Annotated in this window: 13 protein-coding genes; 8 read left to right on the top strand and 5 right to left on the bottom strand. The window is 61.3% G+C overall.

The window, feature by feature from the left end; genetic code table 11:
* Positions 1-45 precede the first annotated feature (45 nt).
* Positions 46-996, top strand: a complete 951-nt coding sequence (locus CHC01_RS14890) for a restriction endonuclease (protein ID WP_244558405.1) — start codon at positions 46-48, stop codon at positions 994-996.
* 77 nt (positions 997-1,073) lie between these two features.
* Here the strand turns inward: CHC01_RS14890 and CHC01_RS14885 are convergent, their stop codons facing one another.
* Both CHC01_RS14885 and CHC01_RS14880 read right to left on the bottom strand, forming a co-directional pair.
* A complete protein-coding gene (locus CHC01_RS14885; protein WP_089265050.1) occupies positions 1,074-1,781 on the bottom strand; it encodes a hypothetical protein in 708 nt (235 codons plus the stop codon).
* A 287-nt stretch (positions 1,782-2,068) separates the two neighbouring features.
* Positions 2,069-3,973, bottom strand: coding sequence for a sigma 54-interacting transcriptional regulator (locus tag CHC01_RS14880; RefSeq protein WP_089265049.1), 1,905 nt, complete (start codon positions 3,971-3,973; stop codon positions 2,069-2,071).
* Positions 3,974-4,139: 166 nt separating this feature from the next.
* Here CHC01_RS14880 and CHC01_RS14875 point away from each other — a divergent pair, with 166 nt between their 5' ends.
* From CHC01_RS14875 to cynS, 4 genes are all read left to right on the top strand, one after another.
* Positions 4,140-5,525 carry a CmpA/NrtA family ABC transporter substrate-binding protein gene (locus CHC01_RS14875; protein WP_089265048.1) on the top strand — a complete coding sequence of 462 codons (1,386 nt, stop codon included), beginning with the start codon at positions 4,140-4,142 and terminating at the stop codon, positions 5,523-5,525.
* Between the two features lie 196 nt (positions 5,526-5,721).
* Positions 5,722-6,561, top strand: a complete 840-nt coding sequence (gene ntrB, locus CHC01_RS14870; protein ID WP_089265047.1) for a nitrate ABC transporter permease — start codon at positions 5,722-5,724, stop codon at positions 6,559-6,561.
* A 226-nt stretch (positions 6,562-6,787) separates the two neighbouring features.
* Positions 6,788-7,690 carry an ABC transporter ATP-binding protein gene (locus CHC01_RS14865; RefSeq protein ID WP_089265046.1) on the top strand — a complete coding sequence of 301 codons (903 nt, stop codon included), beginning with the start codon at positions 6,788-6,790 and terminating at the stop codon, positions 7,688-7,690.
* A gap of 40 nt (positions 7,691-7,730) precedes the next feature.
* Positions 7,731-8,219, top strand: coding sequence for a cyanase (cynS, locus tag CHC01_RS14860; protein WP_089265045.1), 489 nt, complete (start codon positions 7,731-7,733; stop codon positions 8,217-8,219).
* Between the two features lie 91 nt (positions 8,220-8,310).
* Here cynS and CHC01_RS14855 read toward each other — a convergent pair whose 3' ends face one another.
* Positions 8,311-9,948, bottom strand: coding sequence for an RNA/DNA-binding domain-containing protein (locus CHC01_RS14855; RefSeq protein WP_210421675.1), 1,638 nt, complete (start codon positions 9,946-9,948; stop codon positions 8,311-8,313).
* 269 nt (positions 9,949-10,217) lie between these two features.
* Between CHC01_RS14855 and CHC01_RS14845 the strand changes: the two genes are divergently transcribed.
* Positions 10,218-10,625, top strand: a complete 408-nt coding sequence (locus tag CHC01_RS14845; RefSeq protein WP_141137106.1) for a hypothetical protein — start codon at positions 10,218-10,220, stop codon at positions 10,623-10,625.
* Positions 10,626-10,758: 133 nt separating this feature from the next.
* Positions 10,759-11,637 (top strand): AraC family transcriptional regulator, encoded by an 879-nt coding sequence (locus CHC01_RS14840; protein WP_089265041.1) that lies wholly within the window; start codon positions 10,759-10,761, stop codon positions 11,635-11,637.
* 12 nt (positions 11,638-11,649) lie between these two features.
* Here CHC01_RS14840 and CHC01_RS14835 read toward each other — a convergent pair whose 3' ends face one another.
* Positions 11,650-12,414, bottom strand: coding sequence for a hypothetical protein (locus tag CHC01_RS14835; protein ID WP_244558368.1), 765 nt, complete (start codon positions 12,412-12,414; stop codon positions 11,650-11,652).
* 120 nt (positions 12,415-12,534) lie between these two features.
* On the opposite strand from CHC01_RS14835, the gene CHC01_RS14830 reads away from it, so the two are divergent.
* Complete coding sequence (locus tag CHC01_RS14830) at positions 12,535-13,599, top strand: alpha/beta fold hydrolase (protein ID WP_089265039.1); 1,065 nt, start codon at positions 12,535-12,537, stop codon at positions 13,597-13,599.
* Between the two features lie 36 nt (positions 13,600-13,635).
* Here CHC01_RS14830 and CHC01_RS14825 read toward each other — a convergent pair whose 3' ends face one another.
* Positions 13,636-15,660: a phospholipase D-like domain-containing protein gene (locus tag CHC01_RS14825; protein ID WP_089265038.1), complete on the bottom strand. Its 2,025-nt coding sequence runs from the start codon at positions 15,658-15,660 to the stop codon at positions 13,636-13,638.
* Between the last annotated feature and the right edge of the window lie 2 nt (positions 15,661-15,662).

The raw sequence follows: 15,662 nt of genomic DNA, 5'->3' as shown, positions 1-15,662 counted from the left end.
GTGCAAGATTTTAACGACTTGCCGAATGGGAGCTTGGTATTGAAAGTGTCGCGAGCGCACACGGAACTCGAGCGAAAAGTCGAACGTATTCATCGGCTGCTCGAGGTGGAGGGGTCTATCGTTACATGGAACGATCGCATTCCTGATCCCGATGCTCCGGACCAAATGCGTCAGATTGATGTGTCGATCCGCCGTGACGACTGTCTAACGTTAGTTGAATGTCGGCTTCATTCGAGGCCGCAGGATGTCCAGTGGATCGAAGAATTGATGGGGCGCAGAGTCAGTCTTGGGGCTGATGCGGTTATTGCGGTCTCTGCTTCCGGATTTACCAAAACGGCCCAGAAAAAGGCTGCCAGCTTCGGCATCCATCTGAGAGATTTTGCCACGCTATCAAGCGAGGAAATACAGAACTGGGGGCGGAGGCGCACGCTTAGAGTTGCTTTTTGTGAATTTACCCAAGTGGTCGTAACGCTATTTATGAAAGAGCCCCCAGACGGTGCCCTTCCAAAAGTAACCGACGGCAACGGTAACCCGATCAGTCCGTCTCTCTGGTACATGCTATTTCAACAGATCATGCATCTATTGGACGAGCAAAAGTGGACCGGTGCCTCGGCAACGGTCAATATCGATGTTGGTGCTGAACTCTTAGTCAACGGCAAACATCCCAAATCGATCAAGCTGGCGACGAAAGTACGGCGCGTGATCGAAATGGTGACCCTTGCGTCAGTGGTAGAGTATGTTGACCCTCTAACAGTTGCGAGTCATGCAGAAATGGGCACTTTCAAGTTGGGTGCCTCTGAATTTATTGAAAGCGGTGATGATGTTGCTATGACTGTCGATCTCAGCGCCATTAAGCTCCCCGAGAATTGTTGCTTCGAGACGATTGCGGTAGATGCCGGTCGCGTGGTCAACATGCGGCCCAACATCATCGGCGGCGAACACGTCTTTAAAACTCAAATTCCAATTCAAATGCGTTACGAATTTTCGGCCCAATAAAGAGCGTCCGAACCGTAGGTCCGTTTGCGGGGCGTCCAGACGCTGTCGAAACGCGCTTCGGACCATCGCCCCAGCTCCTACACCCTCCTTCGCTTCCCCCTCGGCCGCAGCGCCGGGTGATCCCGCTCTGGCGGCGTATGCGCCTCTTCCAGCAGCGCCATCGCTTCATCGGGGATGCGGTCGATCACGACGCCGCCGCGGCGCATCTCCTTCAGCGCATTGCGGATCGCGGTGTCGCGGTCGATCCAGTCCTGGCCGGTGCGCGCCGGCGCATCGGGGCGGCGGCGCGGGCGCCGGTTGCCCATCGCTTCCAGCCGCGCCATCTTCACCACCTGCATGGCCTGGATCAGCCGGTCGAGATCGACCGTGGGGCTGTTCCACAGCTCGGTGACGCAGCGCTCGGCCAGCGCCTGCAGCTTCTCGCGCAGCACGCGCAGCTTCAGCCGGCGACCAGCGCGGGCGCCCCGTAGCGTATCGCTGGCCACGGGCGCAAAGGGGTGACGCTGCCAGCCGCCCTCGCGGGCCCAGCGCCCGACGGTGCCGTGGGTTGCGCCGGTCCTCGCCGCGATCTGCTTGTAGGTCAGCGTCGTCTCCTCGATCAGGCGGCGCGCCGCGGCCACCGTGGCGTTGGTGTGCAGCTTCTTGCAGCCCTTGGGGCGGCCGCCCGGAACGGGCGGCGGTCCGTTGTCCACATCATCGGTCACCCGAAGGCGTGTCACTGGCTCCGCTGAGGAGTCGATGATGCGGATGTTGGAGGGAAACAGAGGATAGGCAGGATAGCGCATGCTGACTCCCTTCAGAGCGCGGTCAATCGGGAGTGGAATATATACCTATTTTGGGAGAGCGCAAGCGGGCGCTGCAGCGGTATTGCTGCGGCCGCTGCCGTCACGGCTGCGGCGGCGAGCTGAGCGCGCTGTTTTCGCAAAACTAGGCTCGTCATTCCGGGGCGTGGACGGCGTCAGCCGGACGCGAACCCGGAATCTCCGAGTGTTTTGCAATCGGAGTTTCAACTATCTCGGGATTCCGGGTTCGCGCGGCTTTGCCGCGCGCCCCGGAATGACGGTGTGGGGCCTTACGCGCCCATCCGCCCGCGCGCACCTTCGATCCCCAGCACCTTCATCCGCGACGCCAGCGTCGTCGGCTTGAGGTCCAGCAGCTCCGCCGCGCCGCCGGGGCCGAACACCTTGCCGGATGTCGCGGCAAGCGCAGCGAGGATGTTGCTGCGTTCGTGATCGCGCAGTTCGGCTGATGTCATCACCGCCGGCCGGGCGTCGGACTTCACGCGATGCGCGCCTGCGGCATGGTGCGGGCCGGGCGCATCGGGCAGGTCGATCCGCAGCCGGCCGCTCTGCGACAGGATCACCGCGCGCTCGATCACGTTCTGCAATTCGCGCACATTGCCGGGCCAGTCGTAGCGCGACAGCCGCCGCGCATCGCCTTCGGACAATCGCAGATCGGACTTCAGTTTCTCGCTGAGCAGGAAGTGCTGCGCCAGCAGGGGAATGTCCTCGCGGCGGTCGCGCAGCGGCACCGACTCCACGGGAAACACGTTGAGCCGGAAATACAGGTCCTCGCGAAACCGTCCGCGCGCCACTTCCTGTTTCAGGTTGCGGTTGGTGGCGGCGATGACGCGGACGTCGACCGAGCGGGTGCGTTCCTCGCCGACGCGTTCGAAATTGCCTTCCTGCAGCACGCGCAGCAGCTTGCCCTGCAGCTCCAGCGGGATCTCGCCGACCTCATCGAGAAACAGCGTGCCGCCATCGGCCAGCTCGAACCGGCCGATGCGGTCGCGCACGGCGCCGGTGAAGGCGCCGCGCACATGGCCGAAGAATTCGCTCTCGAACAATTCGCGCGGGATTGCCGCGCAATTGACGCGGATCAGCGGACGGTCGCGGCGGCCGGAGGCTTCATGGATCGCGCGTGCGATCAGTTCCTTGCCGGTGCCGGACTCGCCGGTGATCATCACCGCCGCGGTGGTCGGCGCCACCAGCTTGACCTGCCGCAGCGTCTTCTGGATCGCCTCGCTCTGGCCGATGATGCCGCGCGGATTGGTCTCGATGCGGATTTCCTCTTGCAGATAGGCGTTTTCGAGTTCGAGACGCTCGCGCAGCCGGTCGACTTCGGCCAATGCGGCATGCAGCTTTTCATCGGCTTCGCGGCGCTGGCTGACATCGCGAAACACGATCACGGCGCCGACCACCATGTGGCGGTCGCGGATCGGGGTCGATGTGTATTCGACCCAGACCGGCGAGCCGTCCTTGCGCCAGAACACCTCGTTGTCGACATTGTGCACGGCGCCGTCGCGAAACGCCGCATAGATCGGACAGTCGTGATCCGGATAGTGGCTGCCATCGTGATGGCTGTGATGCACGATGGGGTGGATTTCCTTGCCGACGAGTTCATCGGCGGTCCAGCCCAGCATGCGCTCCGCCGCGGGATTGACGAAGGTGGTCTTGCCGTCGGCATTGACGCCGTAGATGCCTTCGCCCGCGGCGCGCAGGATCAACTGGTTCTCGCGCTCGATGTCCTGAAACACGCGCTCGACGCGCTGCCAGGCGGCAATGCCGCCGCGCATGTGATCCTCGGCGGCGGCGTCCACATGGCGGCGGCGACGCTGCTCGAGATCGCTCATGGTGAGCAGCAGCAGCGCGCGTTCGCCTTGCGGCACCAGCGATCCCGCATATTCGAGCTGCAACGCTTCGCCGGTGGCGTGGCGCGGCGTCAGCGTGTTGGTCCAGTAGGAGCCCTTGGCCAGCACCGCCTGGGTGAACACGATCAGCGCCGGCAACTGGCCCGCATGCAGCGCGCTGATCTTGATCTGGCGCAGCAGCGCGCGGTCATAGCCGAGCAGGGTGCAGGCAGCCGGATTGGCGTCGATGATCTGGTCGGCATGGGGATCGAGCAGCAGCGTCGGCTCGACCGAATAATCGAAGGCGATGGTGCGCAAATCAGGCGGCTGGGCGGTTGCCAAATCCATCGGCGAAACTCCGAAAAATCGTAATCAGGCTACGAATTTTCGTGTAGCACGAATTCTCGTAATCGCCAATGCAGGCCCGAAATGCCTGCGGCGATTGGACATTCCGGCGCGCGCCGGGCTGGCACACTCCTTGCGTAATTGACCGGAGCGTCACCGAGGAGGTCACATGTCCACATTCGACAATCCGTTCGATCCCGCCCGCCGCTTGCGCGCCGGCGCCTGCAGTTGCGGCCAGCACGCCAGCCAGTCCGAGCATGAGGCCACGCTGCAGCTTCGCTGCGACATTCCCGAGACCGAGGACAAACGCTACGAGGGCGTCGTCGCCTCGGCGGTGATGCGCGCGGTGTTCCCGAAAGAGGTCGCGCGCCGCGCCTTCCTGAAATCGGTCGGCGCGTCCAGCGCGCTGGCGGCGTTGTCGCAGTTCTTCCCGATCAAGACGGCGACCGAGGTGTTCGCGCAGGGAGCGGGCAAGCTCGAAAAAACCGATCTCAAGGTCGGCTTCATCCCGATCACCTGCGCGACGCCGATCATCATGGCCGATCCGCTTGGGTTCTACAAAAAGCAGGGCCTCAATGTCGAAGTGGTGAAGACCGCCGGCTGGGCCGTCATCCGCGACAAGACCATCAACAAGGAATACGACGCCGCGCATATGCTGGCGCCGATGCCGATCGCGATCTCGCTGGGCCTCGGCTCGCAGCCGATCCCCTACACCGTGCCGGCGATCGAGAACATCAACGGCCAGGGCATCACGCTGGCCATGAAGCACAAGGACAAGCGCGACCCCCGGGATTGGAAAGGCTTCAAGCTCGCCATTCCGTTCGACTATTCGATGCACAACTATCTGCTGCGCTATTATCTCGCCGAGCACGGCATCGATCCCGATACCGACGTGCAGCTCCGCTCGGTGCCGCCGCCGGAAATGGTCGCCAATCTGCGCGCCGACAATATCGACGGCTTCCTCGCGCCCGACAATATCTGCCAGCGCGCGATCTATGACGGCGTCGGCTTCATGCACATCCTGTCGAAGGAAATCTGGGACGGCCATCCGTGCTGCAGCTTTGCGGCCTCGAAGGAGTTCATCACCACGTCGCCGAATTCCTTCGCCGCGCTGACGCGCGCCATCGTCGATGCCACCGCCTATGCGTCGAAGGCGGAGAACCGCAAGTCCATCGCCGAAGCCATCGCGCCGGCGGCCTATCTCAACGCGCCGCCGGTGGTGCTGGAGCAGGTGCTGACCGGCACCTATGCCGACGGCCTCGGCGGCATCAAGACCGACGCCAAGCGCGTCGATTTCGATCCGTTCCCGTGGCAGTCCTTCGCGGTCTGGATGATGACCCAGATGCAGCGCTGGGGCCAGATCAAGGGCGACGTCGACTACAAGGGCGTCGCCGAACAGATCTATCTCGCCACCGACACCGCCAAGGTGATGAAGGAGATGGGCCTGACCCCGCCGGCGACGAGCTACAAATCGTTCGCGGTGATGGGCAAGACCTTCGATCCGGAGAAGCCGAAGGAGTATCTGGCGAGTTTTAAGATCAGGAAGGCGACGTGAGAATGGTTGTCGCGAGCGCTTCTTCCTTGCCTCTCCCCGCCTGCGGGGAGAGGTCGACTGGAGCGCGCGCAGCGCGTGGAAGTCGGGTGAGGGGGACTCTCCACACGCTCCGCAGTTTGCGGAGAGTCCCCCTCATCCGACCCGGCGTCGCTGCGCTATGCCGGGCCACCTTCTCCCCGCAAGCGGGGAGAAGGCAGTGATCCAATCCCTTCGCTTCCGCGCCGCCGTCGTCTCCATCGCGATCTTCCTCGCCTTCATCGGCGTGTGGCACCTCGCCACGCGGCAGACTGCTAGCGTCGGCACCATGTCGCCCGAATACGCGAAACTGATGGGCCTCACGGCGACCTCGGGCAAATCCGCGATGCCCGGTCCGCTCGATGTCGGCGCCAAACTTTGGGAGCACCTGAAGCGGCCGTTCTATGACAACGGGCCGAACGACAAGGGGCTCGGCATCCAGCTCGCTTACTCGATCGGTCGCGTCGGGCTCGGCTATCTCATCGCCGTCATCGTCGCGATTCCGCTCGGCTTCCTGATCGGCATGTCGCCGCTGATGAACAAGGCGCTCGATCCGTTCATCCAGGTGCTGAAGCCGATCTCGCCGCTCGCCTGGATGCCGCTGGCGCTCTACACCATCAAGGATTCCAGCCTGTCGGCGATCTTCGTGATCTTCATCTGCTCGGTGTGGCCGATGCTGCTCAACACCGCCTTCGGCGTCGCCGCCGTGCGCAAGGAATGGATCAATGTCGCGCGCACGCTGGAAGTCGGCACCTTCCGCCGCGCCTTCACCGTCATTCTTCCTGCAGCCGCGCCAACGATCCTTACCGGCATGCGCATTTCCATCGGCATCGCATGGCTCGTCATCGTTGCCGCTGAAATGTTGGTCGGCGGGACGGGGATCGGTTACTTCGTCTGGAACGAATGGAATAATTTATCGATCACAAATGTGATTATCGCGATCCTGCTGATCGGGATCGTCGGCATGTTGCTCGACCAGATATTGGCACGCTTCACCCGCATGGTCACGTTTCCGGAGTGAATGCGATGGGATTTGTAATCTTGATGAATGCCGCTCCTTCCTTACCTCGCCCCGCACAGCGAAGCGAAGCTTCGCCAGGCGGGGAGAGGTCGACTGTAACGCGCGCAGCGCGTGGAAGTCGGGTGAGGGGGACTCTCGGCAGCACGACGTCGCTGCGACTCCCCCTCATCCCGACCTTCTCCCCGCAAGCGGGGAGAAGGAGTGGCGCGTCGCTGAAAGTATCGTCATGACCACCAAATTCATCTCCATCGAAGGCATCGCCAAGCGCTATCCGGCGGCGTCCGGCGGCGCGACCACGATCTTCGAGGATCTCTGGCTGTCGATGCCACCTGGCGAGTTCGGTTGCATCATCGGCCATTCCGGCTGCGGCAAGACCACGGTGCTGAACATCCTTGCCGGGCTGGATGAACCCTCCGAGGGCACCGTGATCGTCGACGGCCAGGCGATATCAGGCACCAGCCTCGACCGCGCGGTGATCTTCCAGAGCCACGCGCTGCTGCCGTGGCTGACGGTCATGGGCAACATCGCCTATGCGGTGTCGTCCAAATGGCGCAAGTGGGACAAAACAAAAGTCCGCGCCCATGCGCAGACCTATATCGACAAGGTCGGCCTCACGGGCTCCGAGCACAAGCGGCCGTCGGAACTGTCCGGCGGCATGAAGCAGCGCGTCGGCATCGCGCGCGCGCTGTCGATCACGCCGAAGATCATGCTGATGGACGAGCCGTTCTCGGCGCTCGACGCGCTGACGCGGGGCACGCTGCAGGACGAGGTGCGGCGCGTGACGCTGGAGACCGGCCAGACCACCTTCATGATCACCCATGACGTCGACGAGGCGATGTATCTCGCCGACAAGATCTTCCTCATGACCAACGGCCCCGGCGCCGTGCTGGCGGAGATCGTCGAGAACCCGCTGCCGCGGGATCGCTCGCGCATCGATCTGCACAAGCACCCGCATTATTACGCGCTGCGCAACCACATCATCGATTTCCTGGTGACGCGCAGCAAGACCTTCACCGCCACCACGCCGCACCACGACCCGCGCCATGTGCCGGTGGTCCGGCCCGCATTCCCCGAGGCGCCACTCACTGAAACATCGGTGATGCCGTCTCTTCACAGCGCGACGCGCTAGCCGCGTCAACCGAAGCCTTAAGACCCAAGGAGAAACGACCATGCTGCGATCCGACCTCACCGAAAAGCTGCTCGACATCAAGCGCGAGAAGGAATGGACCTGGAAATATATCTGCGAGCAGATCGGCGGCTACAGCGAAGTGCTGATCGTCGGCGCCATTCTCGGCAACATGAAGCTGACCAAGCCGCAGGCGGCCAATGCCGGCGAGCTGTTCGGCCTCTCGAAGAGCGAGACCGCGATGCTCAACGAGATCCCGATGCGCGCCGAAAACGTGCAGATGCCGCCGCAGGATCCACTGATCTATCGCTTCTACGAGATGGTGATGGTGAACGGCCCGGCCTGGAAGGCGCTGATCGAGGAGGAATTCGGCGACGGCATCATGTCGGCGATCGATTTCGACATGGTGATGCAGCGCATCGCCAATCCCAAGGGCGACCGCGTCCAGATCACGATGTCCGGCAAGTTCCTGCCGTACAAGTATTACGGGGCGAGCGGCAATGTGCCGGAATATGGGTTCAAGGAGGGGTAGGCGACAGCTATCCCTTTAGGTGCCCATGGTAAGAGCGGCGAAGTTCCGTCTCGAACCATGGGCTACCCAGGGCGTCGCCACGATCTCGCGACTACTTGTTCGTGGATCGACCTAGCGAAATGAGTAGATCTTTAGCTCTTGTCCTGTTTGTAAGATCGCTAAACGTGCCATCCGGAAGTTGGACGCGCCACATGCCGGGCCACACTTTGTCCGGCTCAATAGAAGGAGTCTGGAGAGATTTCGACGAGATCTGTCCCTCGAAATTTGGCTGATCCAATTTCTTCGTATCGATTCTATCGTGTCTCTCCGGCATGTCTTTGACGCACTTGCGCCACGAAGCCAGGTTGCCTCGCTTGTCTGGCACTGGCTCGATTAGAGCGCGCTTCTTGAGACGTAGGAAGACGTCCTTCATAGAGTTTTCGGACCGAATGCCGGTTAAGTCGCGGCCAATTCGATTTGTAATTTCGCTGTGAGTCTTAAGAAATTCGATCACCGTTTCCTCTGGTGATGCGAGTGAGCTGTGACTCACATAAACGACGACGGAATGTTCATTCTCTTCAATCTCAGGCTCCTTTAGCCTCAGCGCTTTCATGGCTTCGAACGCTGTATTCAATCCTTCTCCGACGTCCTTGTTTGGTGGGTCGGGAAATTTGTTAATTAGCCGAACGATCTTCGGATTTCTTGCAGACTGCTCGCGGAGCACATTCTCTGTCGTTACATGACCAGGAAGTCGACCGGGGCTTTCGACTTCAATGCGATTGTCATAAATTCGAATTTGAATATCAGACGCTATGCTGTAGTCCCTGTGGAGGACTGCGTTCGTGACGATTTCGTGCAAAGTCTCATGCGGATAGGTGATGTTCTCTAAGCCGTTCACGCCGAGGCGCTGAATCCCTTCGACAATTTTCTTTGTCCCGCTCACGGCGTCAGAAATCAGATTGTAAATCGGCCCTTCCACGGTGACGGGGTCGAAGGCAAGGGTCTCCCGCGTGCCTTCCTCCTCTCGCGTCTTGTAGCGAAATATTTTGATAGCAGATCGTTTCGGAAGAGCTGCTTGGGGTTGGTCTGCGTAAAGCAGAACACCTGCTACCGTAGGTCGATCATCTAACGTGATGAATTGAGATTCTGCCCATTCTTCGGGTTCGGCACTTGGTACAACAGCCAGGGCAAAACTTAGCATAACTTTGGAGTTCGTTATTGTGCTGGCTTTCACCGCCACGACTTCGTCCTCAAAGGTAGCAATGCCCTTGTCCAATTGCAGTCGGCGAACGCCGTCTTCTGTAGCTACTCGGAGGTTCGATGCGTTTCGTCGGATATATGGGAAATTATCTGTTGCTCGAAGTATGTCTCTTGTTTTGGCAATCGTAAGATGCAGAACGTAACCTGGATGGCTATGCTCGCGGCCTGGAACGTGAATAAATGAGGCGCGATAGTGATTACCGAGTGCGCCCATGCCATCCAGTATTTGGATGTGAGCGTTGGCTGCTTCCATGTTTGGGAAGCCCGACCAATACCTCAGCCGGGAGCCGTCTTCTTGTCGCTTCTCTCCTACGCCAACGAAAATCTCACCGCCGGAAGTGTTGGCGAATGCGGAGATGGTTTCTGACAGCTTAGCGGGTTTGATCTCAGCCGCCTTCATGTCGAGGTAGTGACTCTCTTCGAGTTGAAGGATTTTTTCGGCTTCGGTGGGCACTGTTGTTTTTTGTTCAACCATTTCGGTCGGGACCAATCAAAATATCATTGCAACTTAAGGAAGAATACTCGATACAGAGCCTTGTGCAACTTAAGCGCATTTTTATCTATCCGTTGGCTGCGGAAAGTCGCGTCAGTTTTGTGTATTTCCATTGAGAGCTCGGTAGGGTCTATCAAACGAGTAGCTCGCATGAACAAAGCGATATGAATTTGATTTAGCCCGCCAGTTTTGGGTGCTGCGTAGCGTGTCCAAATGACGTTTGCGAAGTTTTCGCGCTCAATCATTTTTTTATTGGATGCATGAAGATGGCTTTGAGTATCGTTTGCGTGACGGGACCAGGCTCAACTGGAAAAAGCACTATCATCCGAAGCTTTACCGCCAAATATCTCAAGTATGAGAGAGCCAAAGGCGATGTCTTGGGCATATTTCCCATGCCTCGATATGGTTACGCTGTCGGCGTTAGCGGCAGCGGAGACAATATCGATTTCATCATTGCGGGTCGTAAATTTCTCACCCGCTATAGCGGGCTTAGGGTCATGGTTTTTGCTAGCCGCTCTCATGGGGAAACTTTGCGAGAGGTTGAGCGCTTTGCGAGGAAGACGAAAGTCTCTGTTCACTTGATCGAGACATATAAAATCGTCGGTGCCGCACAGCGATCCGCAGCTATCGACGCTAACGTCTTAGCACTTAAAAATTACATGCCTCGTTGGTGACTTGGACAGATCAGTTTCACGAGCGGGAGACCTGCTGCCGAGGCCATCGACCAGCGGGCTATGCTTTCGGTTAGCGCTGTGAGACAGCAAGACCGGTCAAGACACCCCCATCCGCCCGTGCCATATCGACCGTATGAACCAGCCCGTCCCGCACCGCACGCCTGACCTCGTCGCCGTTCTCGCCTGGATCGAGCAGCATCTCGACGATCCCCTGAGCGTCGAGACGATCGCCGCGCGCGCCAGTCTCTCGCCCTATCATTTCTCGCGGCTGTTCTCGGCCGCGATGGGGCGGGGCGTGATGGCCCATGTGCGCGGGCGCAGGCTGGTGCGCGCGGCGCAGCGGCTGACGGCCGATCCCGATCTGCGGCTGGTCGATCTCGCACTCGATTGCGGCTTCGACTCGCAGGAGGCGTTCACCCGCGCGTTTGCCCGCCTGTTCGGCGTGTCGCCCGGGCGGTTTCGCCGCGGCTTCAGTGTCACTCCCATCGAAGGACAATATCCGATGACCATGCCCGATGACGTCGCCGTCGCTGTCACCCGCTTGCCGGACCTGGTGGCGCTGGACGGTTTCACCGTCGCAGGTCCTGCAGCGCGGTTCGATGAGGCGAACAAGGCTCAGATTCCGCAACTGTGGTCGAAGCTGATGGGCGCATTGCCGTTTGAAGGGCAGGCGCCGAGCTGGACCACCTATGGCGTGGTCTGGAATGTCGACCGTGCCGAAGGCAGTTTCGATTACATGGCCGGCGTCGGTGTCGCGGAAGACGCGGCGCTGCCTGAGGGCTTTGCGGCGAAGCGTATCGAAGCGTCGCGTTATGCGGTGTTTCGCATCGTGCTGAATGGCGGCGCGGTGCATCCGCAGATCAAGCACGCGATGGCGACAATCTGGGGCGAGCTTGTGCCGGCCTCTGGCCTGACGGTCGCCGACCGGCCGGATTTCGAGCGCTATGACAGCGAGTTCGCGCCGACCAAGAAGGGCGCGGTGATCGATTTCTATCTGCCGGTGGAGGTGTGAGGGGCGGGGCCATCATCTCCGCCTGCTCCCCCTTGGCCGCAGGGCCGGATGATCCCGCTCCGGCGGCGTATGCGCCGCTTCCAGCAGCGCCATCGCGTCGTCCGGAATCTGTGTCACATCGACGCCGCCGCGGCGCATCTCTTTCAGCGCGGTGCGGATCGCAGCGTCGCGCTCCATCATCTCGCGGCCGGTGCGCGCGGGCATGTCGATGGGGCGACGCGGGCGCCGGCGGCCCATGGCCTCCAGCCGCGCCATCTTCAGCACCTGCAGGGCCTGCATCAGGCGGTCGATATCGACATCGGGCTGCGCTTCCAGTTCGCGCACCGCGCGCTCCGCCAGCGCGTGGAGCCGCTCGGCGAGTTTGCGCAGCTTGAGCTTCTGCGAGGCGCGGGCGGAGGGCACGGTGTCGGTGGCGCGCGGCGCGAAGAGCGGACGCTGCCAGCCGCCGTCGCGCGTCCAGCGGCAGATCGAGGCGCGGCCGACGCCAGTTTGCTTCGCGATCTCGCCATAGGTCAGCACCGTCGTCTCGATCAGGCGGCGCACCTGCGCGCATTTGGCATCCCCATGCGGCCGCTTTGAGCCGCGCACGCGCGGGCCGCCCACAAAGGCATCCGGCGCCTCGGGCTCATCGGGCGTGACGCGAAGGCGGAGGATGGGGCCGAAGAAGGGATGGGTCATGTTAAAGAATATATACCTATGTACAGGATTGCGCAAGCCGGGCGTGCGGCGTCCGGTGCATCGCCGTCCGTCGTCGCCGATATCGTGGGAGGCGCGCATCCGGTCACTTGGCTGCACCTGTGATGGCGCGATAGGCTGGCACACGTCGATCGTGCCTGGCTCACAAAGAGGGGGCGGCGCGATGCGGAGGAAACCCGGCGGGAACGGCAGGGGGATTTCATGGCAGGTGTCGATTATCTGATCACCGCGCGCGGCATTTCGGGCGCTGCCTTCAACGAGAATGTCGGCACCATCCGCTATCTGCGGGTGCCGACCAATGTGGCGATCCCGACGCCGGCGATGGCGACGTCGAGCAAGACCGATCTCGCCAAATGGGTGAAGGAGGTGCGCGATATCGCAGACGGCGATCCCAACCAGAATTCGATCAGCGTAGCCGGCGACATCCTCGTCTTCATCCACGGCTACAACAACGATCTCGACATCATCATGAAGCGCCAGCGCCAACTGGCGAAGGATCTCAAGGCCGAGGGCTGGAAGGGCCTCGTCATCGGCTTCGACTGGCCGAGCGACAACGAGACGCTGGCCTATTGGCAGGATCGCTCCAAGGGCGCCGAAGTGGCGGTGAAGCTGGTGAGCGATTGCATCACCGTGCTGGCGCAGGGGCAGGAGAAGGACTGCGTCACCAATGTCCATCTGCTCGGCCATTCCACCGGCGCCTATGTGGCCATGGAAGCCTTCGTGCAGGCGGAGAAGGACGGCGCGCTGTTCAAGAGCAACTGGCGCGTCAGCCAGGTCGCCTTCATTGCCGGCGACGTGGCGTCGTCGAGCCTGTCGGCGAATGACTCCTGGTCGGGGCCGATGTTCAAGCGCATCCTGCGCCTGACCAACTATTCCAACCCCTATGACAGCGTGCTGGCAGCCTCCAATGCCAAGCGGCTCGGCGTGGCGCCGCGCGCGGGCCGCGTCGGCCTGCCGGCGGACGCGCATTCGAAAGCCACCAATGTCAATTGCGGGGACTATTTCGCCACGCTCGATCCGAAGAAGAGCACGTTCTTCGGCGACTTCACCCATTCCTGGCACATCGGCAACCGCGTCTTCGCGCGCGACCTCGCCATGACCCTCGAAGGCGCCATCGACCGCGACGCGATCCCGACACGCGCACTGGTCGCCGGGGCGCTGGTGCTGCAGGACAGACCGCGGCCGAAATTCATGGCCGACTGGGGCATCAAGGCCGCCGCCACCCGCGGCGGCGCGCCGCGCGACGGGACGGGCGTGCTGAGCTAGCGCCGGGCGCGGGGGGGCTCCGGCGTGTTGCCCCGCTCAGCGTTTCGACTTGGCTTTTGATTTCTTGGTCTTTGACTTCTTGGTCTTGGCTTTCTTCGCCTTGGTCGGTTTGGTCTTTGCTTTTTTGACCTTTGCCTTCGCGACCTTCTTGGATTTGGTTGTCTTGGCTTTTGCCTTTTTGGCCGACGCGGCCTTTGCCGTCTTCTTCGTTGTTTTCTTCTTGGCTGTCTTCGTCTTCGCCTTCTTCGCTACAGCCTTCGCCGCTTTCTTCTTTTTCGGCGGACGCACCGGTTCGTCATCGCTGTGGGTTGCGGCATTGACGGTCCAGTTGGACGCCGGGATCGTGAAGAACATCTCGCGGCGCCGCGACTTGAATCCGCCGGGCTTGAAATAGCTCTGCGTCCATCTGTCGTCCGGATCGAGGAACACCTTTTCCGGCTTCTCGCCTTTTTTGCGTTTGCTGGCCACGTCATTGGCGACATCGCGGAAATAGAAATGCCGGAACAGGCGGTCGAACTCGGTCATGTAGATGTCCGCCACGCGGGTCGAGCCGCGGATCAGGATCATGTTTTCGTCATTGGTGGTCAGCGACCCCTCCGAGAAATTCGCCGAGCCGGTGCAGATCAGGGGATCGTCGCTGAGGGGATCGATCAGCAGATATTTCGTGTGAACGAAGAAGATGTTGCCTTCGTCGCGGGTGAGCTCCTCCTTGAGAAACCAGCGGTCGAGCGGAAACTCCTTCACCTTGCGCTTGGCGACCAGCTTGCCGTCGACCACCTTGAACTCGGCGCCGAGCACGGCGCCAAACGAGATCTGCAGGTCGCGGTCGCCCTTGAGCGCCTTGCGCTCGTCGGCGGTGGGCGGCTTCTCCTTGAGCACGAAGCGCAGGAAGTCGCGGTCGCGCGCCAGCGGCTCGATGAAATCGGCGGCGACGTTGAACGCGGCCGTGAACATGATCGACGACGTGGCGTCGCTCATCCGGTCGGCATACCAGTTCAGCATCGACGCCGTCTGGCGCGGCGAGAAGATGCAGGTCTGCGATCCCTCCTTCACGAGCGCGGGCGGGTAGGGCGAGATCTCCGCGACGCCTTCCTTCGCCGGCTTGCCGGTCGGATTGTCGCTCAGGATCGTCCAGTATTTCAGGTATTGCTCGGCGACGTCGCTGTCATGGACGAGGTGGCCGACATTCGACTGGCCGAGGAAGCCGGACGGCGTGATGTTGGTCGAGCCGGTCCAGACTTTCTGCGGCGCGTCGCCGTCGAGCTTGATGATGAACTTGTTGTGCGGGATCGGCGGCCGCGTGCGCCAGATCACGACCGGCTCGCCATTGTGTTTCGCCTTGACGTCGAGGCCGGCGGCCTTCATCGCCTTGCGGTTCTTGCCCTTCTTGTCGTCATGCACGATCAGCCGGACGTCGAAGCCGTCATCGATCTTGGCCTTCAACGCTTCGATGATGGGCGCGTAAGTGAATTCGTAGATGCAGGCGCGCAGCGCCTCGCTCTTCTTCGTCGTGTCGATATAGTCCAGGCAGGCCTCCAGCAGGCCGCGCGAGAGCCAGACCGTGTGCTTGTCCTTCGGATTGTCCATCTCCGCGTCGGTCGGCTTGTGGTTCTTGAACTTGCGCGCATAGGCCTGGCTGGCGATGGCGCCGCGATTGAACCAGATGCCGTGTTGACCATCGTCCTCCTTCTCCGTCGTGACGGTGAAGGCGAGCTTTTCGGCGTCGCGCAGTTCAGGCGCGGTCGGATCGCCAAATACGGGGATGACCTCGAAGTGATAGGTCGTGCCGGGCTCCGCGGTGTAGTCGCTCCAGAGGAAACTCTGGATCGGAAATTTGTCGGTGAAATACTCTCCGTGCTCGGTGTCGGGCTCTGGCTCGACCTCTTCGAACACTTTCAGCGAGCGCAGGAATTCCGGTCTGCCGGCCCCCTTGGCGCGCTGGAACGCAAATCCCAGCAGCCCCTTGCAAGCTGCCTCGTCGCAATTGAGGGCGATCATGATTGCGCGCGTGCCCGCGATCGCGCTCGCTTCGAAAGCTCCGGCAGACGTCGTGACGCGCATGG

Origin of the sequence: Tardiphaga sp. OK246 (assembly GCF_900188215.1) — a bacterium.
Lineage (GTDB): Bacteria > Pseudomonadota > Alphaproteobacteria > Rhizobiales > Xanthobacteraceae > Tardiphaga > Tardiphaga robiniae.
This window is presented reverse-complemented; position numbering and strand designations above follow the sequence as displayed.